The sequence below is a fragment of the Variovorax sp. GW822-FHT04E09 genome (genome assembly GCF_058800845.1).
The window spans coordinates 1,447,017-1,467,433 of sequence record NZ_JBXAMR010000001.1 but is presented as its reverse complement, the minus strand read 5'-3'; the positions used below and the strand labels follow the sequence as shown (position 1 = coordinate 1,467,433).

Here is a 20,417-nt window from a genome sequence, read left to right as displayed (position 1 = left end):
AGACGGTGTCGCAAACCGCGTCGGTCTGGGTGGTGCTGCTGGTGGCCCTGGTGGCCGCCAACCTGCCGTTCCTGAATGAGCGCCTGTTCGGGGCGGTGCCGCTGTCGACCGCGCACAAGTCGCTCGCCATCCGCTTCGGCGAACTGGTGGTGCTGTACTTCATCGCCGGCGGCATCGGCCTGCTGTTCGAGCGCAGGGCAGGGCAGATTTCGGCGCAGGGCTGGGAGTTCTACGCGGTGACGGCTTCGCTGTTCGTCGTGCTGGCCTTCCCGGGGTTCACCTGGCGCTACCTGATGAAGCACAGGCACTGACCGACATGACTTCTTCCGCCACCGATTCGCATCTGAAGGAAGCGCTCGTCAGCAGCGAAGAGCTCTTCAAGGGCAAGTTCCTGCACGCCAAGCGCGACACCATCCGCCTGCCCGATGGCCACAGTGCCACGCGCGAGTACGTGGTGCACCCGGGCGCGGTGGTGGTGATTCCGCTGCTCGATGACGGCCGCGTGGTGCTGGAACGCCAGTTCCGCTACCCGGTGGACCAGGTGATCGTCGAGTTTCCCGCGGGCAAGCTCGACGCCGGCGAAGATCCGCTGCTGTGCGGCCAGCGCGAACTGCTCGAGGAAACCGGCTACACCGCGCGCGAATGGGCGCATGCGGGCGCCACGCACCTGGCGGTGGCGTACTCGACCGAGATCATTCACATCTACTTCGCACGCGGCCTCTCGCTGGGCGAGCGCCAGCTCGACCACGGCGAGTTTCTCGACGTGTTCACTGCCACGCCGCAGGAGCTCATCGGCTGGTGCCGCGACGGCACCGTGACCGACGCCAAGACGCTCACCTGCGCCCTGTGGCTGCAGAACGTCCTGTCGGGCGCATGGGCACTGGATTGGCAGGCCGCAGCCTCGCAAGGCGGCGCGGGATAATCCGCGCATGAAGGTCCTCGATCTCCGCTGCACGCACGGCCACGGCTTCGAGGGCTGGTTCGCGTCCAACGAGGCGTTCGACAGCCAGCTCGCGAGCGGCCTGGTCGAGTGCCCGGTCTGCGGCGACACCGCCATCGTCAAGCTGCTGAGCGCGCCCCGCCTGAACCTGAGCAACGCCAAGGCGCCGAAGGAAGAAGGGCGTGGCGACGCGGCCCGCGCGCCGGCGGCACCCGCAACGCCTTCCACGCAAGTATCCGCAACCTCGACTTCGCCCGAAGCCCGCTGGATGCGCGCCGTGCGCGAAGTGCTGGCCAAGACCGAAGACGTCGGCGACCGCTTTGCCGACGAGGCGCGCAAGATGCACTACGGCGAAACCGCCGAGCGCGGCATCCGCGGCCAGGCCACACCGGAGCAGACCGAGGCGCTGCTCGATGAAGGCATTCCGGTGATGGCGCTGCCGATTCCGGCGGCGCTCAAGGAAACCCTGCAGTAACCGACGACTGACCCGATCGGGTCAGGCCGTGAACTGCAGCGCGGCCAGCCGCGCGTACACGCCGCCTTGCGCCACCAGCGCCGCGTGCGTTCCCTGTTCGACGATGCCGCCGTGGTCCAGCACGATGATGCGGTCGGCCTTCTGCACGGTCGCCAGGCGGTGGGCGATCACGAGCGTGGTGCGGTTTTCCATCGCCGACTCGAGCGCGGCCTGCACCATGCGCTCGCTCTCGGCGTCGAGCGCGCTGGTGGCTTCGTCCAGCAGCAGCAGCGGCGGGTTCTTCAGGATGGCCCGCGCAATGGCGATGCGCTGGCGCTGGCCGCCCGACAGCCGCACGCCGCGTTCGCCCAGGAAGGTGTCGTAGCCCTCGGGCAGGGCCTGCAGGAAGTCGTGCGCGAAGGCGGCGCGCGCCGCGGCGTGCACCTCGTCGGCGCTGGCGTCGGGCCGGCCGTAGCGGATGTTCTCGAAAGCGCTGGCCGAGAAGATCACCGCGTCCTGCGGCACGAGGCCGATGCGGGTGCGCAGGTCGTGCAGCGCGAGCGCATCGAGCGATGCGCCGTCGAGCACGATGCGGCCCGACTGCGGGTCGTAATAGCGCAGCAGCAGCTGGAACACCGTGCTCTTGCCGGCGCCGCTCGATCCCACCAGCGCCACGGTCTCGCCCGGTGCGATGTCCAGGCTGAAGTCGCGCAGCGCCGGCGTGCCCGGCCGCGAGGGGTAGTGGAAGGTGATCGCGTCGAAGCGGATGGCGCTGCCCGCGGCGGGAACGGGCGCGACTGCCGGCCGTGCGGGCGAGGCGATGGCCGTCGGTGCATGCAGCAGTTCCATCAGGCGCTCGGTGGCACCGGCGGCGCGCAGCAGGTCGCCGTACACCTCGCCGAGCACGGCCGTGGCACTCGCCAGGATCGCCACGTAGACCACGGTCTGGCCCAGGTGGCCGGCCGTGATGTCGCCGCGCAGCACGGCCTGCGTGCCTTCGTACAGGCCCCAGAGCAGGGCGGCCGAGGTGGCAATGATGATGAAGGCCACGAGCACCGAGCGCGCGCGCGTGCGGCGCACGGCGGTATGGAAGGCGTTCTCGGTCGAGCTGTTGAAGCGGTCGGCCTCGCGGCCTTCGGCCGTGTAGCTCTGCACCACCGGAATCGCGTTCAGCACCTCGGCCGCGATGGCGCTCGAGTCGGCCACGCGGTCCTGGCTGGCGCGCGACAGCTTGCGCACGCGGCGGCCGAACCACATGCTCGGCAGCACCACCAGCACGAGGATGCCCAGCACCTGCACCATCACATAAGGGTTGGTCCAGACCAGCACCGCCAGCGCGCCCACGCCCATGACGGCGTTGCGCAGGCCCATGCTCAGCGACGAGCCGACGACCGTCTGCACGAGCGTGGTGTCGGCCGTGAGGCGCGACAGCACCTCGCCGGTCTGCGTGGTCTCGAAGAAGGCCGGGCTCTGCTGCAGCACATGGCCGTAGACCGCGTTGCGCAGGTCGGCCGTGACGCGCTCGCCGAGCCAGCTCACCGTGTAGAAGCGCGCGGCCGAAAACAGGCCCAGCGCCACGGCCACCGCGAAGAGGGCGCCGAAGTGCTCGCGCAGCGCCATGGTCTGGGCGCCCTTGTCGGCGCTGACCAGGCCGCCGTCAATCAGGCTGCGCAGGGCGATAGGAAAAGCCAGCGTCGTGACCGCCGCCATCACCAGGAAGACCCCCGCCAGCACGATCTGCACGCGATAGGGGCGAAGGAAGGGGCGCAACCCCGACAGCGAGCGGGGCGAACCCTTGGCTGCGGAGGACGACGGAGGGGAAGAAGCCATGGGCGCGAATTCTACCGAGCCCTTGCCCCCACAAAGGTCGCCTTGACAGTAATTGCCATGACAACTAATATTTCGGGCATGAGCGATGCCCCCATTTCCCCGGTCCCTCCGACGCCCGACGAGGCCGTGCGCCCGCCGGTCGCCTTCTATCGCGCCGAGGACTACCGCGCCGAAGAGAGCATCGGCTACCTGATGCGCCGCATCGTCACGTCCGTGGGTCAGACCGTCGGCACGCGCATGTGCGAGCCCGGCAGCCCCACGTACCCGCAGTGGGTGCCGCTGTACAAGCTGCACGTCGGCGCCGCCACCACCGTGGCCGAACTGGCCCGCGCCTGCGAGCTCGACACCGGCGCCATGACGCGCCTGCTCGACCGCCTCGAGGCCAAGGGCCTGTGCCGGCGCGTGCGCTCGCTCGAAGACCGCCGCGTGGTCAACATCGAACTCACCGACGAAGGCCGCGCGGCCGCGAAGGAAGTGCCCTATGTGCTGAGCCGGGTGCAGAACGAGTACCTGGCCGGCTTCAGCCTCGAAGAATGGGAGCAGCTCAAGGACTACTTGCGCCGCATCCTCGACAACGCACAGGGCCTTGCGGCCCGTGGAGAGAAGAATGACTGAGTCTTTCGCCGTGCGCGCGCTGCGCCGCACGCCCGTCGTGGCCGCCGCGCTGGCGGTGGTCGCGCTCGCCGGTTGCGCCGACATGGCCGGCATCGGCTCGCACGCCACGCTGCGCGATGCGACCACGCTCGGCATCGCAGCCGACCCCGCGCGCGCCAATGTGCCCAGCATGGACAGCCAGTGGTGGCAGGCCTTCGGCGACAGCCAGCTCAATGCGCTGGTCGACCAGGCCGTGGCCGGCAACCCGAACCTGCAGGTCGCGCGTGCGCGCCTCGTGCGTGCGCAGGCCTCGGCGGACATCGCCGGTGCGGCGCTGCTGCCCAAGGTCGGCGCCGACCTCAACCTGAACCGCCAGAAGTTCAACAGCAACTACATCTACCCGGCGCCGCTGGGCGGCTCTACGCAGAACATCGGCCTGCTGCAGCTCGGCGCGAGCTGGGAGCTCGACTTCTTCGGCAAGAACCGCAGCGCGCTCGACACCGCCCTCGGCGCGGCCAACGCAGCAGCGGCCGACGCCGATGCCGCGCGCGTGCTGCTCGCGAGCAACGTGACGCGCAGCTACTTCCAGTGGGCACGCCTGAACGAACAGGTCGAGGTGGCCAAGCGCACGCTGGCCCAGCGCGACGAGACCTTCAAGCTGGTGCGCGACCGCGTCTCGGCCGGCCTGGACACCCGCCTCGAACTGCGCCAGAGCGAAGGCGGCCTGCCCGAAGCCCGCCAGCAGATCGAAGCGCTCAACGAGCAGATCGCGCTGCAGCAGCACGCGCTCGACGCGCTCGTGGGCCAGCCCAACGTGTCGGCCTCGCTCAAGCCGCCGGTGCTCGCCGGCGTGAAGCCGATGGCGCTGCAGGCGAACATCCCCGCCGACCTGCTGGGCCGCCGCGCCGACATCGCCGCCGCGCGCTGGCGCGTCGAAGCGGCCACCAGCGACGTGGCCAATGCCAAGACCCAGTTCTACCCCAACGTGAACCTCACGGCCTTTGCCGGCTTCCAGAGCCTGGGTTTCGGCAAGCTGCTCAAGTCGGGCAGCGAGCAGTGGGGCGTGGGCCCGGCCATCCACCTGCCGATCTTCGAAGGCGGGCGCCTGCGCGCCAACCTGCGCGGCAAGTCGGCCGACCTCGACGTGGCCATCGAAAGCTACAACGCCACCGTGCTCGACGCGGTGCGCGATGCGGCCGACCAGGTGTCGAGCGCGCAGTCGATCGTGCGCCAGCAGACCGAGCAACGCGCCGCGCAGACGGCCGCCGAAGGCGCCTATGACATTGCCGTGCAGCGCTACCGCGCGGGCCTGGGCAACTACCTCAACGTGCTGACCGCCGAAACCGCCGTGCTGGCCCAGCGCCGGCTCGCGGTCGACCTGGCGGCCCGCGCCCTCGACACGCAGGTGGGCCTGGCGCGCGCCCTGGGCGGCGGCTGGCAGCCGCCGGCCACCGCGACGGCGTCGGCGCCGACGGCCGCCACCCAGAACTGATTTGCTGATCCGCCTTCTTCGGAAAGAACTCCATCATGAGCGATAACAACACTCCGACATCCGCTTCCCCCGTGCCCACCACCGCAGCGCCCGAGGCGCCTGCAAGCAACGGCAAGCGCCGCCGCGCACTCACCGTTCTCACCGCCGTGGTGCTGGTCGCCGGTGGCGGCTGGGGCCTGTACGAATGGCTGGTCGCCAGCCACTACGAGAACACCGACAACGCCTACGTGCAGGGCAACGTCATCCAGATCACGCCGCAGATCGGCGGCACCGTCATGGCCATCGGCGCCGACGACACCGACTTCGTGAAGGCCGGCCAGCCGCTGGTGCAGCTCGACCCGGCCGACGCCAAGGTCGCGCTCGAGCAGGCCGAGGCCGCGCTCGCGCAGGCCGTGCGCCAGGTGCGCACGCTGTACGCGAACAACGGTTCGCTGGCCGCGCAGGTCACGCTGCGCCAGTCCGACATCGCCAAGGCCCAGAGCGACATCGCCAAGGCGCAGGACGACCTGCAGCGCCGCCGTGCGCTGTCGGGCAACGGCGCCGTGTCGAAGGAAGAACTCAACCACGCCGAGACGCAACTGGCCAACGCCAGGAGCGCACTGGCCGCTGCGCAGGCCGGCGTGGTCGCCGCGCGCGAGGCGCTGGCCAGCAACCAGTCGCTGACCGAAGGCACCAGCGTGGCCCAGCACCCGAGCGTGCTGGCCGCCGCCGCCAAGGTGCGCGAGGCCTACCTCGCCACGCAGCGCGTGGCCATGCCCGCGCCGGTCGACGGCTACGTCGCCAAGCGCACCGTGCAGCTGGGCCAGCGCGTGGCCGCCGGCACGCCGATGATGTCCATCGTGCCGCTGCACCAGCTGTGGGTCGACGCCAACTTCAAGGAAGTGCAGCTGCGCAACATCCGCATCGACCAGCCCGTGAAGCTCACGGCCGACGTGTACGGCAAGAAGGTCGAGTACACCGGCAAGGTCGCCGGCCTGGGCGTGGGCACCGGCGCCGCCTTTGCGCTGCTGCCGGCGCAGAACGCCACCGGCAACTGGATCAAGGTGGTGCAGCGCGTGCCCGTGCGCATCGCGCTCGACCCCGAGCAGCTCAAGGCCAACCCGCTGCGCATCGGCCTGTCGATGGACGCCGAGATCGACATCACGCAGAAGACCGGCAAGATGCTGGCCGACGCGCCGCGCAGCACCGCCTTCGCGCAGACGCAGGTCTACAGCCAGCTCGACCGCGGCGCCGACGCCGAGGTGGACCGCATCGTGGCCGCCAACCTCGGCCGTGGTACGCCCACGGCGGCGGTGAGCCGTCCGGCAGCGTCCGCCGCCGCACCGGCCGTGCACGCCGCCACGCAGGGCCAGCCGGGCTGATCGCAGCCTGTCGCTGAACCCTCACAGCTCGCGCCATGGCCACTGCTGCTCCCGCTTACATCGCGCACCCCCCGCTCGAGGGCTCCGCCCGCGTGTGGGGCACGGTCGCGCTGTCCGCCGCCACCTTCATGAACGTGCTCGACTCGTCGATCGCGAACGTGTCGCTGCCGGCCATCTCGGGCGACCTCGGCGTGAGCACCACGCAAGGCACCTGGGTCATCACCAGCTTCGCGGTGGCCAACGCCATCGCGGTGCCGCTCACGGGTTTCATGACCCAGCGCTTCGGCCAGGTGCGCCTGTTCATGGCCAGCGTGATCCTGTTCATGGTCGCCTCGCTGCTGTGCGGCCTGGCGCCCAACATGACCACGCTCATCCTGTTTCGCGCGCTGCAGGGCTTCGTGGCGGGGCCGATGATCCCGCTGTCGCAGACGCTGCTGCTGTCGAGCTACCCGAAGGCCAAGGCCGGCCTGGCCATGGCGATGTGGTCGATGACGACGCTGGTCGCGCCGGTGATGGGGCCGCTGCTCGGCGGCTGGATCACCGACAACATCTCGTGGCCGTGGATCTTCTACATCAACATCCCGGTCGGCATCGTGGCCGCGGCCATCACCTGGACGCTGTACCACAAGCGCGAGAGCAAGACGCACAAGGTGCCGATCGACGCCATCGGCCTGGCGCTGCTGGTGCTGTGGGTGGGCTCGTTGCAGCTCATGCTCGACAAGGGCAAGGAGCTCGACTGGTTCCACTCGGCCGAGATCGTCACGATGGCCGTGGTGGCCGTGGTCGGCTTCGCGTTCTTCCTGGTCTGGGAGCTGACCGACAAGCACCCGGTGGTCGACCTGTCGCTGTTCAAGCGCCGCAACTTCTGGTCGGGCGCGGTGGCCACGGCCATCGCCTACGGCCTGTTCTTCGGCAACGTGGTGCTGCTGCCGCTGTGGCTGCAGCAGTGGATGGGCTACACCGCCACGCAGGCGGGGATGATCATGGCGCCCGTGGGGCTGCTGGCGATCTTCTTCTCGCCGGTGGTGGGCCTCACGGTGTCCAAGATCGACCCGCGCCGCTACGCGACCTTCTCGTTCCTGGTGTTCGCGCTGGTGCTGTGGATGCGCTCGAACTTCAACACGCAGGCCGACTTCGTGACGATCATCATCCCGACGATCATCCAGGGCATCGCGATGGCGTTCTTCTTCATTCCGCTGGTGACCATCACGCTGTCGGGCCTCACGCCCGACCGCATCCCGGCCGCGTCGGGGCTGTCGAACTTCCTGCGCATCACGGCGGGCGCCATGGGCACCTCGATCGCCACCACGCTGTGGGACAGCCGCGCGGCCCTGCACCACGCGCAGCTCGTGGAGTCGGTGAACCCGGGCAACAGCGCGGCCACCAGCGCCATCTCGGGGCTGACCGGCAGCGGCTTCAGTTCCGAGCAGGTGCTCGGGCAGATCAACCGCCTGGTCGACCAGCAGTCGTTCATGCTCGCGACGAACGACATCTTCTATGCCTCGGCGGTGCTGTTCCTGCTGCTGATTCCGCTGGTGTGGCTGGCGCGGCCGCAAAAGGGCGGCGCGGGCGGCGACGCGGCCGCCGGCGCGCACTGACAACAGGCAGCGCTCGCGCATGGACCAGTTCGCGGCCATGAAGGCGTTCCGCGCCGTCGTGGAGGCCGGCGGCTTCACCGCCGCGGCCGACGCGATGGACGTGTCGCACACGGTGGTCTCGCGCCACGTCAAGCAGCTGGAAACGGCGCTGGGCGTGCAGCTGCTGAACCGCACCACGCGCCGCTTCGCGCTCACGCAGGCGGGCCAGACCTACTACGAACACGCGCGGCAGATCCTCGACCAGGTCGAGACCGCGGCGCTGGTCGTGGCGCAGCACCAGGTCGAGCCCACGGGCCTGCTGCGCATCAACGCGCCGATGTCCTTCGGGCTGGAGGAACTGGCACAGTGGCTGCCAGCCTTTCTCGACGCCCACCCGCAGGTCAAGGCCGACCTCGTGTGCAACGACCGCTTCGTCGACCTGATCGAAGAGGGCTTCGACGTGGGATTGCGACTGGCATATGCACTCTCGGACTCGACGCTGATCGTCAAGCGCCTCGCGAGCTTCGAGGAATGGTGGGTGGCATCGCCCGCCTACCTGCAGCGGCGCGGCACGCCGCGCACGCCCGCCGACCTGGCGGCGCACGACTGCCTCAACTATTCATTGGCCGCGAAGGCCGCCCAGCCCAGCTTCACCGCGTCGGACGGCAGCGTCCACACCGTGGATGTGGGCGGGCGGCTGCAGGCCAACAGCGGGCTCGTGCTGCGCAGCGCCGCGCTGGCCGGCACGGGGCTGGCGGCGTCGCCGGCCTTCCTCGTGCGCGACCCTGTGGCGCGCGGCGAGCTGGTGCGCGTGCTGCCCGAATTCCGCCAGCAGCCGCTCAACCTGTACGCGCTGTATCCGCAGAACCGGCACCTGTCGCCGAAGGTGCGGGCGTTTGTCGACTTTGCCGCTGCGCGCTACCTGCCCGCGGACGGGCAGGGCGACTGAGCGCAGCAGCCGCGCCTTACTTCGCCGCAGTCGGCACCAGGTCGAAACGGTCGCTCTGGTACTGGAACAACAGGCAGTTCGCGCCCGGTTCGCAGCCGCTGCGGTGCGGCAGCCGCGCCGGCAGCAGGTAGTACGAGCCGGCCGGGTACTGCACCTTCTTGCCGTCATCGAAGATCGCGTAGAACACGCCCGAGAGCACGACGGACGGGAGCGCCTGCGTGTGGCGATGGTGCGGGTTGTCGAAGCCGGCCGGGAATTCGACAAAAGCTTCGTACGGGCCATTGCCCGTCAGGTTGCCGCGCACGTTGGCGTAGCGGATGCCGCCCGCGAGGGCCTGCCATTGCAGCGTGTCGGCCGGTGCCGAGATCGGCGTGCGGGGTGCCGGCGTGGCGGCAGTGGCGAGGCCCGACGCGCTCAGGGCGCAGGACAGGGCGAGGAACAAGGCAGAAGAGCGTTTCATGGTCATGGATCGAAGAGGGTGGATTCGTGGGTGCATGTGAAGGGCAGGGCGTCAGCGGCCCGCTTCCAGCAGTTGCAGCACCTCGTCGGTCGAGCGCACCTCGGCCACCACATCCGACACGCCGCGCAGCGCCGCGCGATGCAGCTCGCGGTGGCCCAGCACGCCGCCTTCCTCCAGGTCGAGGTCGCGCGTCGCGCAGGCATCGCCCACGATGAGGCTCTGGTAGCCGCGCGGTGCGGCGTCGAAGGCCGTGGCCGACACGCACATGTGCGTCATGAGGCCCGTGAGGATCAGCGTCGTGATGCCGCGCGCCTGCAGTTCGGCCTCGAGCGTGGTGCCGGCGAAAGCACTCGGCGTGGCTTTGCGCAGCACCGTGTGCTGTGGGGCAGGGCGCAGTTCGTCGTGGATGTCGAAGGCGTGGCTGCCGTCCGCGAAGATTGGGCTGTCGGCGGGCGCCACGTGCTGCACATGGAACACCGGCACCGCATGCCGGTCGGCGGCATCGATCAGGCGCCGCGCCTGGCGCAGGGCGGCCAGGCCGTCGGGAATGGGCATGCGCCCGTCGAAGTACTCGTTCTGGAAATCGATCGCGACCAGCGCCGTGCTGGCGGGATCGAGGCGGTTCGTCGGCACAGCGCCGGTGAGGCTGCGAATGCTGGGGTGCTTCATGCGTTCTCTGCGTGAGTGAAAGAAGGCCTGAAGCGTAGGCAGCCCGCGGGCTGCGGGGTAGGGGCGCCGCCGCACAAGATTTGTGCGGATATTGAAGGGTGACGCGGCTATTTGACGCCGTGTCCCAGCGCCTTCAGCACGTCGTGGCACGCGCCCATCGTGTGGTAATCGGTCTTGCCGGCCGGGCTCTTCTCGTCACTGATCTTCGCGTTCTGCGGCGTGAGGATGCGATACCACGCACCGTGCGCGTGGTCGACGAAGTGGTCCCAGCTGTAGGCCCAGATCCGGTCGTACCAGTCCCAGTAGCCGGCGTCGCCCGTGCGCACCGCGAGCAGGGCGGCGGCGGCGAAGCTTTCGGCCTGCACCCAGAAGTACTTGTCGCCGTCGCACACCGCGCCGTCGGGCCCGAAGCCGTAGACCAGCCCGCCGTGCGCGGCGTCCCAGCCGCGCTGCATCGCGGTGTCGAAGAAGTGGCGCGCGCGCGGAACGATCCATTCGGTGCCCGGCGCGTCGGGGCCGAGGTGGCCCTCGAGCTGCAACAGCAGCTTGGCCCACTCGGTGAGGTGGCCGGTCTGGAAGCCCCAGGGCCGGAAGATGTTGGTCTTGTCGCCGCGGTTGTAGTCCCAGTCGACCGACCAGTCCTCGCGGTAGTGCTCCCACACCAGCCCGTCGGCGAGCGCGGCCTGCCGGCCCGTGATGCTTTCGGCCAGCGTGCGCGCGCGCTGAAGGTAGAAGGGCTCGCGCGTGGCGTCGTAGGCCGCGAGCATCGCCTCGCAGGCGTGCATGTTGGCGTTCTGGCCGCGGTAGGGGCCGACCTGCCAGCTCGGCGTCGCCTCGTCGGCGTACAGCTGGTGCGCCGGTTCCCAGAAATGCCGTTCCATCAGATCGCGGGTGTGCGCGAGGCCGGCGCGTGCTTCCTCGACGCCGGCCATCAGCGCATGCGCGTGCGCCAGCAGCACGAAGGCCAGGCCGTAGCAATGCTGCGTGCCGTCCTGCACGGTGGCTTGATGGCCATCCCAGTCGATCTGCCATGCATAGCCACCATTCGGCTGCGCATGCGCGGTCTGCAGGAACGCCAGGCCGTGGCGCACCGCCGCGAGGTCGTCGGGCCGGCCGAAGCGGCGCCACGCCATCGCGTGGTTGAACACGAAGCGCGTGCTGCTCACGAGGTGGCGCGTGCGGCGGTCGTACACGGTGCCATCGTCGGTGAAGAAATGGAAGAAGCCGCCCGAGGCATCGCGGCTGCGCGGCGCGTAGAACGCCAGCGTGTGGGCGATGTGGTCGGCAAGGAATTCGGGTGAGCGGAAGTTCGGCATGGCGGTGATGGATTCAATCCGGGTGAAAGCGCATCGTTGCAGCGCAGCGGGCACGCCAGTTTTTCACGAAGCGTGCATGCGTGCTCGACATCCTCATGATGGTGCGCGTGCATGCATCGCGCGTTTGCAGGTGTGCGTGCTGCGGTGCGCAATGTCGTCGGGACGACAGTCGCTCGCACAGAGGGGGCGCACTCTGTGAATGGTTGCAGTGCAGCATAGGCATTTGCCCCAGTATGCAATTGCATAGCAGCCACCAACAATCGGTCCGCGCTCGATGGTGGCGCATTGAGATGGACCGCATGACCGATTTCTTTTTTCCGCACACGGACGACGCCGCGAGATGAGCGACGTCATTCTTGAAACACGCCAGCTCACCAAGGAATTCAAGGGATTCACCGCGGTCAGCAAGGTCGACCTCTCGGTGAAGCGCGGTTCGATCCACGCGCTCATCGGCCCCAACGGTGCCGGCAAGACGACCTGCTTCAACCTGCTCACCAAATTCCTCGAGCCCACGGCCGGCACGATCCTGTTCAACGGCCACGACATCACGGGCGAACGCCCGGCGCAGATTGCGCGGCGCGGCGTGATCCGCTCGTTCCAGATCTCCGCCGTGTTCCCGCACCTCACGCTGCTCGAGAACGTGCGCCTGGGCCTTCAGCGCAAGCTCGGCACCTCGTACCACTTCTGGAAGAGCGAGAAGTCGCTCAAGCCGCTCGATGCGCGCGCCCGCGAACTGCTCGCCGAGGTGGGCCTCGAAGAACTGGCCGACGAACAGACCGTGAACCTGCCCTACGGCCGCAAGCGCGCGCTCGAGATCGCCACCACGCTGGCCATGGAGCCCGAGCTGATGCTGCTGGACGAACCCACGCAGGGCATGGGCCACGAAGACGTGCACCGCGTGGCCGAGCTCATCAAGCGCGTGTCGGCCGGACGCACCATCCTGATGGTCGAACACAACATGAGCGTGGTCTCGACCATCGCCGACACCATCACGGTGCTGCAGCGCGGCGCCGTGCTGGCCGAAGGCCCGTACGCCGAAGTCTCGAAGAACCCGCAGGTGATGGAGGCCTACATGGGCACCACCGACGGCGAAATGCAGGGGGCTCACTGATGACCGCTGCACTCGAAATCAAGGGCCTGCAGGCCTGGTACGGCGAATCGCACGTGCTGCACGGCGTCGACATGGTCGTGCAGCCGGGCGAAGTCGTCACGCTGCTGGGCCGCAATGGCGCGGGCCGCACGACGACGATGCGCGCCGTGATGGGGCTCACCGGCGCCCGCAAGGGCAGCATCAAGGTCAACGGCGTCGAGACCGTCTCGATGGCGACGCACCGCATCGCGCACCTGGGCATCGGCTACTGCCCCGAAGAGCGCGGCATCTTCGCCAGCCTCTCGTGCGAAGAAAACCTGATGCTGCCGCCCGAGCTCAAGGGCGCGGGGCAGGGCATGTCGGTCGACGAGATCTACGCCATGTTCCCCAACCTGGCCGAGCGCCGCCACAGCCAGGGCACGCGCCTGTCGGGTGGCGAGCAGCAGATGCTGGCCGTGGCGCGCATCCTGCGCACCGGCGCCAAGCTGCTGCTGCTCGACGAAATCTCCGAAGGCCTGGCGCCCGTCATCGTGCAGGCGCTGGCCCGCATGATCACCACGCTGCGCGCCAAGGGCTACACCATCGTCATGGTCGAGCAGAACTTCCGCTTCGCCGCGCCGCTGGCCGACCGTTTCTACGTGATGGAGCACGGCCGCATCGTCGAGAAGTTCGGCGCTGCCGAGCTCGAAGCCAAGATGCCCGTGCTGACCGAGCTGCTCGGCGTCTGAGTTCTTTCACCCCTTCTTGCTACTGCCGGAGACACCCATGAAAAATCAGCTCACCGCTTTCGCCCTGGCTTTCAGCGCACTGGCGCTCGCAGCGTCCGCCCAGGCGCAAGGCCAGGACAAGGTCAAGATCGGCTTCATCACCGACATGTCCAGCCTGTACGCCGACCTCGAAGGCAAGAACGGCGCGCTGGCGATCCAGATGGCCATCGACGACTTCGGCGGCAAGGCGGCCGGCAAGCCGGTCGAGCTGCTCACCGTCGACCACCAGAACAAGCCCGACATCGCCGCCTCGAAGGCGCGCGAGTGGATCGACACGCAAGGCCTGAGCATGGTCTTCGGCGGCACCAACTCGGGCGTGGGCCTGGCGCTGGCCAAGGTCGCGGCCGAGAAGAAGCGCGTGTACTTCAACAACGGCGCGGCCTCGTCGGCGCTCACCAACGAACAGTGCTCGCCCTACACCGTGCACTACGCCTACGACACCGTCGCGCTCGCCAAGGGCACCGGCGCCGCGGTGGTCGACGGCGGCGGCAAGACCTGGTTCTTCCTGACGGCCGACTACGCCTTCGGCCACGCGCTCGAAGCCGACACCTCCACCGTCGTGAAGGCCAAGGGCGGCACGATCGTCGGCGCGGTGCGCCATCCGCTCAATGCGTCCGACTTCTCGTCGTTCCTGCTGCAGGCGCAGAACTCCAAGGCGCAGATCCTGGGCCTGGCCAACGCGGGCGGCGACACCGTCAACAGCATCAAGGCGGCCAAGGAGTTCGGCATCGGCAAGACCATGAAGCTGGCCGGCCTGCTGATCTTTTTGAGCGACGTGCACAGCCTGGGCCTGAAGAACACCGAAGGCCTGCAGTTCACCACCAGCTGGTACTGGGACCTGAACGACGAGACCCGCAAGTTCGCCAAGCGCTTCTTCGACAAGACCAAGCGCATGCCCACCGAGATCCAGGCCGCCGACTACTCGGCCACCATGACCTACCTCAAGGCCGTGGACGCCGCCAAGACCGACGATGCCGACAAGGTCATGGCCGAGCTCAAGAAGATGAAGCTCAACGACTTCTTCGGCACCGGCCAGATCCGCCCCGACGGCCGCTACGTGCACGACATGTACCTGATGCAGGTCAAGTCGCCCGCCGAATCGAAGACGCCGTGGGACTACTACAAGCTCGTGAAGAAGCTGCCCGGCGACACGGTGTTCACCACCAAGGCCGAGTCCAAGTGCACGCTCTGGAAGTGACACCACCGAACACCCCACAGGAACAATATCCATGAAGACCACCACATTCGCTCTCTCCGCCGTTTTCGCCGCCGCCGCGCTGGCCGCCGGTGCCGCCCAGGCACAGGACAAGGTCAAGATCGGCTTCGTCACCGACATGTCGAGCCTGTACGCCGACGTCGAAGGCAAGAACGGCGCGCTGGCGATCCAGATGGCCATCGACGACTTCGGCGGCAAGGTCAACGGCATGCCCATCGAGCTGCTCACGGCCGACCACCAGAACAAGGCCGACATCGCCGCCTCCAAGGCGCGCGAGTGGATCGACACGCAGGGCCTGACCATGCTGTTCGGCGGCACCAGCTCCGGCACGGCCCTGGCCATGGCCAAGGTGGCTCAGGAGAAGAAGCGCGTCTTCGTCGTGAACGGCGCCGGCAGCTCGGCGCTCACCAACGAACAGTGCTCGCCCTACACCGTGCACTACGCCTACGACACCGTCGCGCTCGCCAAGGGCACCGGCGCGGCCGTGATCGGCCGTGGCGACAAGAGCTGGTACTTCCTGACCGCCGACTACGCCTTCGGCCAGGCCCTCGAAGCCGACGCGACCAAGGTCGTGAAGGAAAAGGGCGGCACCGTGCTGGGCTCGGTGAAGGCGCCGCTCAACACCTCCGACTTCTCGTCCTTCCTGCTGCAGGCGCAGAACTCCAAGGCGCAGGTGCTGGCGCTGGCCAATGCCGGCGGCGACACCATCAACAGCATCAAGGCCGCGAAAGAGTTCGGCATCACCAAGAGCATGAAGATGGTGGGCCTGCTGGTGTTCGTGACCGACGTGCACAGCCTGGGCCTGAAGAACACCGAAGGCCTGCTGCTCACCACCAGCTGGGACTGGAACCTGGACGACAAGACGCGCGCCTTCGGCAAGCGCTTCTTCGAGAAGACCAAGCGCATGCCCACCGACATCCAGGCCGCCGACTACTCGGCCACCATGACCTACCTGAAGGCCGTGCAGGCCGCCAAGACGGTCGATGCCGACAAGGTCATGGCCACGCTCAAGTCCACGCCCATCGACGACTTCTACGCCAAGGGCAGCATCCGCGCCGACGGCCGCTTCGTGCACGACATGTACCTGGTGCAGGTCAAGTCGCCGGCCGAATCCAAGCAGCCGTGGGACTACTACAAGGTGGTCCAGAAGTTGAAGGGCGAAGAAGTCTTCACGACCAAGGCCGAAAGCCGCTGCGCCCTCTGGAAGTGACCTCCCGCGGGCGCCCTTGCGGCGCCCGGGTTCGTTGAAACGCTTATGAACATTTCCCTTCCCGCCTTGTTGAGCCAGCTCCTTCTGGGGCTGGTCAACGGCTCGTTCTACGCCATCCTGAGCCTCGGGCTGGCGGTGATCTTCGGTTTGCTCAACGTCATCAACTTCGCGCACGGCGCGCTGTTCATGCTCGGGGCCGTCCTCACCTGGATGGCGATGGAGTACCTGGGCGTCAACTACTGGGTGATGCTGATCGCCGCGCCGGTCCTCATCGGCCTGTTCGGCGTGGTCATCGAACGATTGCTGCTGCGCTGGATCTACAAGCTCGACCACCTCTACGGCCTGCTGCTCACGCTGGGCCTCACGTTGCTGATCGAAGGCGTGTTCCGCTCGGTCTACGGCGTGTCGGGGCTGCCCTACGATGCGCCCGAGCTGCTGTCCAGCGCCACCGACCTGGGCTTCATGGTGCTGCCCAACTACCGCGCCTGGGTGGTCGTGGCGTCGCTGGTGATCTGCTTTGCGACCTGGTACGTGATCGAGAAGACGCGCCTGGGTGCCTACCTGCGCGCCGGCACCGAGAACCCGCGCCTGGTGGAAGCCTTCGGCGTCAACGTGCCGCTGATGATCACGCTGACCTACGCCTTCGGCTGTGCGCTCGCCGCCTTCGCCGGCGTGCTGGCCGCGCCGGTGATGCAGGTGTCGCCGCTGATGGGGCAGAACCTCATCATCGTGGTGTTCGCGGTGGTCGTGATCGGCGGCATGGGCTCCATCATGGGCGCCATCCTCACGGGCCTGGGCCTGGGCGTGATCGAGGGGCTCACCAAGGTTTTCTATCCCGAGGCTTCTTCGACGGTTGTGTTCGTGATCATGGTCATCGTGCTGCTCATCCGCCCCGCCGGCCTGTTCGGCAAAGAGAAATAAGGCGAGCGGCATGAACATGAAAAAAATCTCCACCGTCGTCTACGCGCTGCTGCTGGTCGCCCTGGTGCTCGCACCGTTCTTCGGCGCCTACCCGGTGTTCGTGATGAAGCTCATGTGCTTCGCGCTGTTCGCCGCGGCCTTCAACCTGCTGCTGGGCTACACCGGGCTGCTGTCCTTCGGCCACGCGGCCTTCCTGGGCGGCTCCGCGTACGTGGCGGGCCATGCGATCAAGGTCTGGGGCCTCACGCCCGAGCTGGGCCTGATCGCGGGCACGCTCACCGGCGCCTTGCTGGGCTGGCTGTTCGGCGTGCTGGCCATCCGCCGCCAGGGCATCTACTTCGCGATGATCACGCTGGCGCTCGCGCAGATGATGTTCTTCGTCGCGCTGCAGGCCAAGTTCACGGGCGGCGAAGACGGCCTGCAGGGCGTGCCGCGCGGCAAGCTCTTCGGCGTCGTCGACCTGTCGAACGACCTCACCATGTACTACGTGGCGCTGGTGATCGTGGTCGCGGCCTTCCTGCTGATCGTGCGCACCATCCACTCGCCGTTCGGGCAGGTGCTCAAGGGCATCAAGGAAAACGAGCCGCGCGCGCTCTCGCTGGGCTACGACGTGAGCCGCTTCAAGCTGCTGGCCTTCGTGATCTCGGCCGCGCTGTCGGGCCTGGCCGGTTCGCTCAAGACGCTGGTGCTGGGCTTTGCCACGCTGTCCGACGTGCACTGGACCGCCTCGGGCCAGGTCATCCTGATGACGCTGGTGGGCGGCCTGGGCACGCTGTCGGGTCCCATCGTGGGTTCGGCGGTGGTCGTGCTGCTCGAGAACAAGATCGGCGAACTCGGCAACTTCCTGGCGCGCATCACGACCGTCGACTGGTTCAACACGCTGGGCGAGTCGGTCACCATGGTCACGGGCCTGATCTTCGTGATCTGCGTGCTGGCCTTCCGCAAGGGCATCATGGGCGAGATCATCGCCTTCATCGAGCGCCGCCGCGCGAAGTAGCGATGCCGGTGGCGCGGCGGCGGGGAGGTTACCCTCCCTGCGGCGCCACCGCTTGTGCCCCCTGTGGCCGGGGCGCAGAATCCGGCTCCCACTTCGAGGAGCCGGCCATGGCCCTTCTTCCGTACTTTGTCCTCACGCCCGAGCGGCGCGAAACGCCCTTGAACGTGCTCGGCACGCAGGTGACGGTGCTGGCGTCGAATGCCTCGACGCAAAGCTACGGCGTCACCTTCCAGCGCGGCGACGAAGGCACGGGCCCGCCACCGCACAGCCATGACTGGGACGAATCGTTCTACGTGCTCGGCGGCGAGGTCGAATTCCTCTGCGACGGCCAGGCGCATCGGTGCCAGCCCGGCACGCTGGTGCACGTGCCGCGCGGCACGGTGCACGGCTTTCATTACGGCAAGGGCGGCGGCCAGATGCTCGAGATCACGGGGCAGGACGCGATGGCTGCGCAGATGTTCGCGGCGATCGATCGCGAGATTCCGGTCGGGCCGGCGCCCGACATTCCGAAGCTGCTGGCGTTGCTGGCGCGCAATGGGGTGACGGTCTCGGCGTGAGTCGCGGCCCTCATCGGCACTGACAAGCCGATGCTGTCCAAAACCACCGGTTCCCGTGGCGACGCCGCATGCAGCGCTCGGCACAATCATCCGCACCCGGCCGCACAGGCCTACACCGACAAGAAGATGGAGGAGACCCCCATGCGCAGACGGCTGCTCGCACTTTTCGTGGCGCTCGCGCTGACAGGGTGCATGACCCCACCGCCGCTGCCGCCGAACGGCGGCCAGCTCGCGAAGGGCGCGAAGGTCGGCCTGCTGGTGCGCATCCCCACCGCCTCTGCGGAACACATGCACGTGGGCACGACCGTCTTCAACAATTTCTCGACCACGTACCCGTTCCCCTGGAACCCCACGGCCAAGGTCTACGAGGCCTTCACGTCGGAGCTCGAAAAAGCCGGCTTCCAGGTGGTGCGCCTGACGAGCTTTGCCACGACCTCCGTCAACGCGCTGGCCGTCTTCAAGCACGATCGCTGGATCGCGAATCCTGCGCAAGCGTGGGCGACACGCAAGCTGAAGGACGACCAGATTGCCGCGGTGGTCCTCGTCGAGGCGACGCGAACGCAGGCGCGCATGGAGTGCACCGGCGGGCCCTGTGGCGAGAGCGTCATGCAGAACTCGGGCCTCTTCACGCGCGGCATGCTGGGGTCGACGCGGTACTACGCGGTGCCCGCGATCGAAGCCAAGGTCTTCGTCATGGACCCGCCGCTGAATCTCGCGGCCTACGAGCCGATGCTCGCCCAGCAGCGGCAACGGGTGCGGCAGCTCAAGGATTTCCAGGAACCGCGCGACCTCAAGCGGTTGAGCGCTGCCGAGTTCGCGCCCGTCGCTTCGGCGATCGACGACCACGTCCGCGCGTTGTCGCGCAACACGGCGCAGGCGCTGAGCAAGGGCGTGAAGTAACCCATCGCGCCGGGCTTCGGCTCACAGCCGCAGCGGCGCCGCGTACCCCGTCATCTCGAGGTACCCGCGCCCCACGCGCTGGCCCTGCTGCGCATCGCGCAGCTCGCTCAACCCTTCCCAGTACACGCCGCCCGTGGAGCCGCGGCTGTCCAGTTCCTGGTCGTCGAGCAGGGCCTGCACCTCGAAGCGGCCCGCGGGCGTGTCGATGCGCCAGTGCGTCGGGTAGCTCGCGCGCGTGCGCGGGCTGGTCCAGCTGCGCAGCGCGTCGAAGCGCACCTCGCCGGGCTGGAAGATGCGCGCCGCGCCGCCCTGCGGGCGGAACGAGCCGCCCGACCACAGCGCGCTGCCGTCGCGGCGGCGCAGGTGGAAGGCGGTGAGCGCGCTGCCGTCGTCGAGGTTCATGCCGATCCAGTCCCAGCCCACGGCCTCGGGGTGCATCAGCGCCTCGCTCCATTCGTGGTCGAGCCAGGCGGTGCCGGTGATCTCGAACGGCGCCTGGCCCTGCAAGGTGAGGCGGCCCTGCGCCTGCAGCTGCGGCTCGCTGTAGTAGTAGCTCGCCTGCTCGGGCTCGGGGCCTTTGCGCGACAGGCCTTCGCGGCCCTGCAGCAGCACGGGCTGCGACGGCGCGAAGCGCAGGTCGAGCGTGAATTCGCCGGCGGGGATGCGCGCGGTGTAGGCGCCGCTGCCGGCGTCGCGCACCAGCGACCAGTCGCGCAGCCGCACGTCGGTGTCGGCCTCGCTGGCCGAGGCCACGTCGAAGCCCGCGCGTGCGATGCGCTGGTCGTGCCGCAGCACGCGGCCTTCGAGGTCGGTGACGGCGGCGTGCGCGAACACCAGCTGCTTGGCGGCGAAGGCCGAGCGCATGGCCTGCGTGGCGTCGACGCGCGAGCGGAAGAAGGTCACCTGGAAACCGAATGCGCGGCCCGCAGCCGTCTGGCCGTGGCCGGTGATGTACCACCACTCGGTGCGCAGCTCGGGGTGGCTGCCGAAGTCGCGCGGAAACTGCAGCGCCTTCGCGGGCAGGGCCCAGCCGGCGTGCGGCGCGCCCGAGGCGGCGAGCGCGGCCAGCAGCAGGAGCTGCCGCCGCGCGATGAGGCCGCCGGGTGCGCGCATGGCC

The 20,417-nt window shown here is 68.4% G+C and carries 21 protein-coding genes; 16 read left to right on the top strand and 5 right to left on the bottom strand.

The features are described 5' to 3' along the window. Window positions 1–5: 5 nt before the first annotated feature. The 3 genes from AC1RL8_RS06740 to AC1RL8_RS06730 are packed head-to-tail and all read left to right on the top strand — an operon-like array spanning window position 6 to window position 1,415. Window positions 6–311, top strand: coding sequence for a DUF2818 family protein (locus tag AC1RL8_RS06740; protein ID WP_307635456.1), 306 nt, complete (start codon window positions 6–8; stop codon window positions 309–311). Window positions 312–316: 5 nt separating this feature from the next. Then, window positions 317–922 carry an NUDIX domain-containing protein gene (locus AC1RL8_RS06735; RefSeq protein WP_172438369.1) on the top strand — a complete coding sequence of 202 codons (606 nt, stop codon included), beginning with the start codon at window positions 317–319 and terminating at the stop codon, window positions 920–922. A gap of 7 nt (window positions 923–929) precedes the next feature. Then, window positions 930–1,415, top strand: coding sequence for a DUF1178 family protein (locus tag AC1RL8_RS06730; protein WP_487848391.1), 486 nt, complete (start codon window positions 930–932; stop codon window positions 1,413–1,415). Between the two features lie 21 nt (window positions 1,416–1,436). On the opposite strand, the gene AC1RL8_RS06725 is transcribed toward AC1RL8_RS06730, so the two are convergent. Continuing rightward, window positions 1,437–3,224: an ABC transporter transmembrane domain-containing protein gene (locus tag AC1RL8_RS06725; protein WP_159276100.1), complete on the bottom strand. Its 1,788-nt coding sequence runs from the start codon at window positions 3,222–3,224 to the stop codon at window positions 1,437–1,439. Between the two features lie 78 nt (window positions 3,225–3,302). Here AC1RL8_RS06725 and AC1RL8_RS06720 point away from each other — a divergent pair, with 78 nt between their 5' ends. Genes AC1RL8_RS06720 through AC1RL8_RS06700 form a run of 5 tightly spaced genes read left to right on the top strand, consistent with a single transcriptional unit; the run spans window position 3,303 to window position 9,197 of the window. Continuing rightward, window positions 3,303–3,839 carry a MarR family winged helix-turn-helix transcriptional regulator gene (locus AC1RL8_RS06720; protein WP_062475361.1) on the top strand — a complete coding sequence of 179 codons (537 nt, stop codon included), beginning with the start codon at window positions 3,303–3,305 and terminating at the stop codon, window positions 3,837–3,839. Then, window positions 3,832–5,310, top strand: a complete 1,479-nt coding sequence (locus AC1RL8_RS06715) for an efflux transporter outer membrane subunit (protein WP_492684296.1) — start codon at window positions 3,832–3,834, stop codon at window positions 5,308–5,310. The genes AC1RL8_RS06720 and AC1RL8_RS06715 overlap by 8 nt, the downstream gene beginning before the upstream one ends. A gap of 35 nt (window positions 5,311–5,345) precedes the next feature. After that, window positions 5,346–6,671 carry an HlyD family secretion protein gene (locus AC1RL8_RS06710; RefSeq protein ID WP_492684295.1) on the top strand — a complete coding sequence of 442 codons (1,326 nt, stop codon included), beginning with the start codon at window positions 5,346–5,348 and terminating at the stop codon, window positions 6,669–6,671. Between the two features lie 35 nt (window positions 6,672–6,706). After that, the gene (locus AC1RL8_RS06705; protein WP_062474087.1) at window positions 6,707–8,269 is read left to right on the top strand and encodes a DHA2 family efflux MFS transporter permease subunit; all 1,563 of its coding nucleotides are present in this window, start codon (window positions 6,707–6,709) and stop codon (window positions 8,267–8,269) included. Window positions 8,270–8,288: 19 nt separating this feature from the next. Next, window positions 8,289–9,197 carry a LysR family transcriptional regulator gene (locus AC1RL8_RS06700; protein WP_492684294.1) on the top strand — a complete coding sequence of 303 codons (909 nt, stop codon included), beginning with the start codon at window positions 8,289–8,291 and terminating at the stop codon, window positions 9,195–9,197. A gap of 16 nt (window positions 9,198–9,213) precedes the next feature. Here the strand turns inward: AC1RL8_RS06700 and AC1RL8_RS06695 are convergent, their stop codons facing one another. From AC1RL8_RS06695 to AC1RL8_RS06685, 3 genes are all read right to left on the bottom strand, one after another. Next, window positions 9,214–9,657, bottom strand: coding sequence for a cupin domain-containing protein (locus tag AC1RL8_RS06695; protein WP_492684293.1), 444 nt, complete (start codon window positions 9,655–9,657; stop codon window positions 9,214–9,216). Between the two features lie 51 nt (window positions 9,658–9,708). Then, on the bottom strand, window positions 9,709–10,326 hold the full coding sequence (locus AC1RL8_RS06690; protein WP_492684292.1) for a cysteine hydrolase family protein: 618 nt from the start codon (window positions 10,324–10,326) through the stop codon (window positions 9,709–9,711). A 107-nt stretch (window positions 10,327–10,433) separates the two neighbouring features. Next, window positions 10,434–11,642 carry an AGE family epimerase/isomerase gene (locus tag AC1RL8_RS06685; protein WP_492684291.1) on the bottom strand — a complete coding sequence of 403 codons (1,209 nt, stop codon included), beginning with the start codon at window positions 11,640–11,642 and terminating at the stop codon, window positions 10,434–10,436. A 340-nt stretch (window positions 11,643–11,982) separates the two neighbouring features. Between AC1RL8_RS06685 and AC1RL8_RS06680 the strand changes: the two genes are divergently transcribed. From AC1RL8_RS06680 to AC1RL8_RS06645, 8 genes are all read left to right on the top strand, one after another. Continuing rightward, window positions 11,983–12,753: an ABC transporter ATP-binding protein gene (locus tag AC1RL8_RS06680; protein ID WP_062474077.1), complete on the top strand. Its 771-nt coding sequence runs from the start codon at window positions 11,983–11,985 to the stop codon at window positions 12,751–12,753. Continuing rightward, entirely contained in the window at window positions 12,753–13,460 is a 708-nt protein-coding gene (locus AC1RL8_RS06675; RefSeq protein WP_062474075.1) for an ABC transporter ATP-binding protein, read from the top strand. Before AC1RL8_RS06680 ends, AC1RL8_RS06675 begins: the two co-directional genes overlap by 1 nt. A 37-nt stretch (window positions 13,461–13,497) precedes the next feature. Then, window positions 13,498–14,697 (top strand): ABC transporter substrate-binding protein, encoded by a 1,200-nt coding sequence (locus AC1RL8_RS06670; protein WP_062474073.1) that lies wholly within the window; start codon window positions 13,498–13,500, stop codon window positions 14,695–14,697. 31 nt (window positions 14,698–14,728) lie between these two features. Next, the gene (locus AC1RL8_RS06665) at window positions 14,729–15,925 is read left to right on the top strand and encodes an ABC transporter substrate-binding protein (protein ID WP_062474071.1); all 1,197 of its coding nucleotides are present in this window, start codon (window positions 14,729–14,731) and stop codon (window positions 15,923–15,925) included. Window positions 15,926–15,970: 45 nt separating this feature from the next. Next, window positions 15,971–16,846, top strand: a complete 876-nt coding sequence (locus tag AC1RL8_RS06660) for a branched-chain amino acid ABC transporter permease (RefSeq protein WP_062474069.1) — start codon at window positions 15,971–15,973, stop codon at window positions 16,844–16,846. 10 nt (window positions 16,847–16,856) lie between these two features. Beyond that, on the top strand, window positions 16,857–17,843 hold the full coding sequence (locus tag AC1RL8_RS06655; protein WP_172438368.1) for a branched-chain amino acid ABC transporter permease: 987 nt from the start codon (window positions 16,857–16,859) through the stop codon (window positions 17,841–17,843). 107 nt (window positions 17,844–17,950) lie between these two features. Further along, window positions 17,951–18,400 carry a cupin domain-containing protein gene (locus AC1RL8_RS06650; protein WP_492684290.1) on the top strand — a complete coding sequence of 150 codons (450 nt, stop codon included), beginning with the start codon at window positions 17,951–17,953 and terminating at the stop codon, window positions 18,398–18,400. 30 nt (window positions 18,401–18,430) lie between these two features. Then, the gene (locus AC1RL8_RS06645; protein ID WP_492684289.1) at window positions 18,431–19,300 is read left to right on the top strand and encodes a hypothetical protein; all 870 of its coding nucleotides are present in this window, start codon (window positions 18,431–18,433) and stop codon (window positions 19,298–19,300) included. Window positions 19,301–19,321: 21 nt separating this feature from the next. Here AC1RL8_RS06645 and AC1RL8_RS06640 read toward each other — a convergent pair whose 3' ends face one another. Then, window positions 19,322–20,413, bottom strand: a complete 1,092-nt coding sequence (locus tag AC1RL8_RS06640) for a lipocalin-like domain-containing protein (protein WP_492684863.1) — start codon at window positions 20,411–20,413, stop codon at window positions 19,322–19,324. Window positions 20,414–20,417 lie beyond the last annotated feature (4 nt).

What these genes read in the sequence shown, in the direction of transcription:
- AC1RL8_RS06645 (WP_492684289.1), top strand. Translation starts at nt 18,431, where the DNA reads ATGCTGTCCAAAACCACCGGTTCCCGTGGCGACGCCGCATGCAGCGCT.
- AC1RL8_RS06730 (WP_487848391.1), top strand. Translation starts at nt 930, where the DNA reads ATGAAGGTCCTCGATCTCCGCTGCACGCACGGCCACGGCTTCGAGGGC.
- AC1RL8_RS06715 (WP_492684296.1), top strand. Translation starts at nt 3,832, where the DNA reads ATGACTGAGTCTTTCGCCGTGCGCGCGCTGCGCCGCACGCCCGTCGTG.
- AC1RL8_RS06655 (WP_172438368.1), top strand. Translation starts at nt 16,857, where the DNA reads ATGAACATGAAAAAAATCTCCACCGTCGTCTACGCGCTGCTGCTGGTC.
- AC1RL8_RS06685 (WP_492684291.1), bottom strand. Translation starts at nt 11,642, where the DNA reads ATGCCGAACTTCCGCTCACCCGAATTCCTTGCCGACCACATCGCCCAC.
- AC1RL8_RS06675 (WP_062474075.1), top strand. Translation starts at nt 12,753, where the DNA reads ATGACCGCTGCACTCGAAATCAAGGGCCTGCAGGCCTGGTACGGCGAA.
- AC1RL8_RS06735 (WP_172438369.1), top strand. Translation starts at nt 317, where the DNA reads ATGACTTCTTCCGCCACCGATTCGCATCTGAAGGAAGCGCTCGTCAGC.
- AC1RL8_RS06710 (WP_492684295.1), top strand. Translation starts at nt 5,346, where the DNA reads ATGAGCGATAACAACACTCCGACATCCGCTTCCCCCGTGCCCACCACC.
- AC1RL8_RS06665 (WP_062474071.1), top strand. Translation starts at nt 14,729, where the DNA reads ATGAAGACCACCACATTCGCTCTCTCCGCCGTTTTCGCCGCCGCCGCG.
- AC1RL8_RS06640 (WP_492684863.1), bottom strand. Translation starts at nt 20,413, where the DNA reads ATGCGCGCACCCGGCGGCCTCATCGCGCGGCGGCAGCTCCTGCTGCTG.
- AC1RL8_RS06690 (WP_492684292.1), bottom strand. Translation starts at nt 10,326, where the DNA reads ATGAAGCACCCCAGCATTCGCAGCCTCACCGGCGCTGTGCCGACGAAC.
- AC1RL8_RS06670 (WP_062474073.1), top strand. Translation starts at nt 13,498, where the DNA reads ATGAAAAATCAGCTCACCGCTTTCGCCCTGGCTTTCAGCGCACTGGCG.
- AC1RL8_RS06660 (WP_062474069.1), top strand. Translation starts at nt 15,971, where the DNA reads ATGAACATTTCCCTTCCCGCCTTGTTGAGCCAGCTCCTTCTGGGGCTG.
- AC1RL8_RS06720 (WP_062475361.1), top strand. Translation starts at nt 3,303, where the DNA reads ATGAGCGATGCCCCCATTTCCCCGGTCCCTCCGACGCCCGACGAGGCC.
- AC1RL8_RS06725 (WP_159276100.1), bottom strand. Translation starts at nt 3,224, where the DNA reads ATGGCTTCTTCCCCTCCGTCGTCCTCCGCAGCCAAGGGTTCGCCCCGC.
- AC1RL8_RS06695 (WP_492684293.1), bottom strand. Translation starts at nt 9,657, where the DNA reads ATGAAACGCTCTTCTGCCTTGTTCCTCGCCCTGTCCTGCGCCCTGAGC.
- AC1RL8_RS06700 (WP_492684294.1), top strand. Translation starts at nt 8,289, where the DNA reads ATGGACCAGTTCGCGGCCATGAAGGCGTTCCGCGCCGTCGTGGAGGCC.
- AC1RL8_RS06680 (WP_062474077.1), top strand. Translation starts at nt 11,983, where the DNA reads ATGAGCGACGTCATTCTTGAAACACGCCAGCTCACCAAGGAATTCAAG.
- AC1RL8_RS06650 (WP_492684290.1), top strand. Translation starts at nt 17,951, where the DNA reads ATGGCCCTTCTTCCGTACTTTGTCCTCACGCCCGAGCGGCGCGAAACG.
- AC1RL8_RS06705 (WP_062474087.1), top strand. Translation starts at nt 6,707, where the DNA reads ATGGCCACTGCTGCTCCCGCTTACATCGCGCACCCCCCGCTCGAGGGC.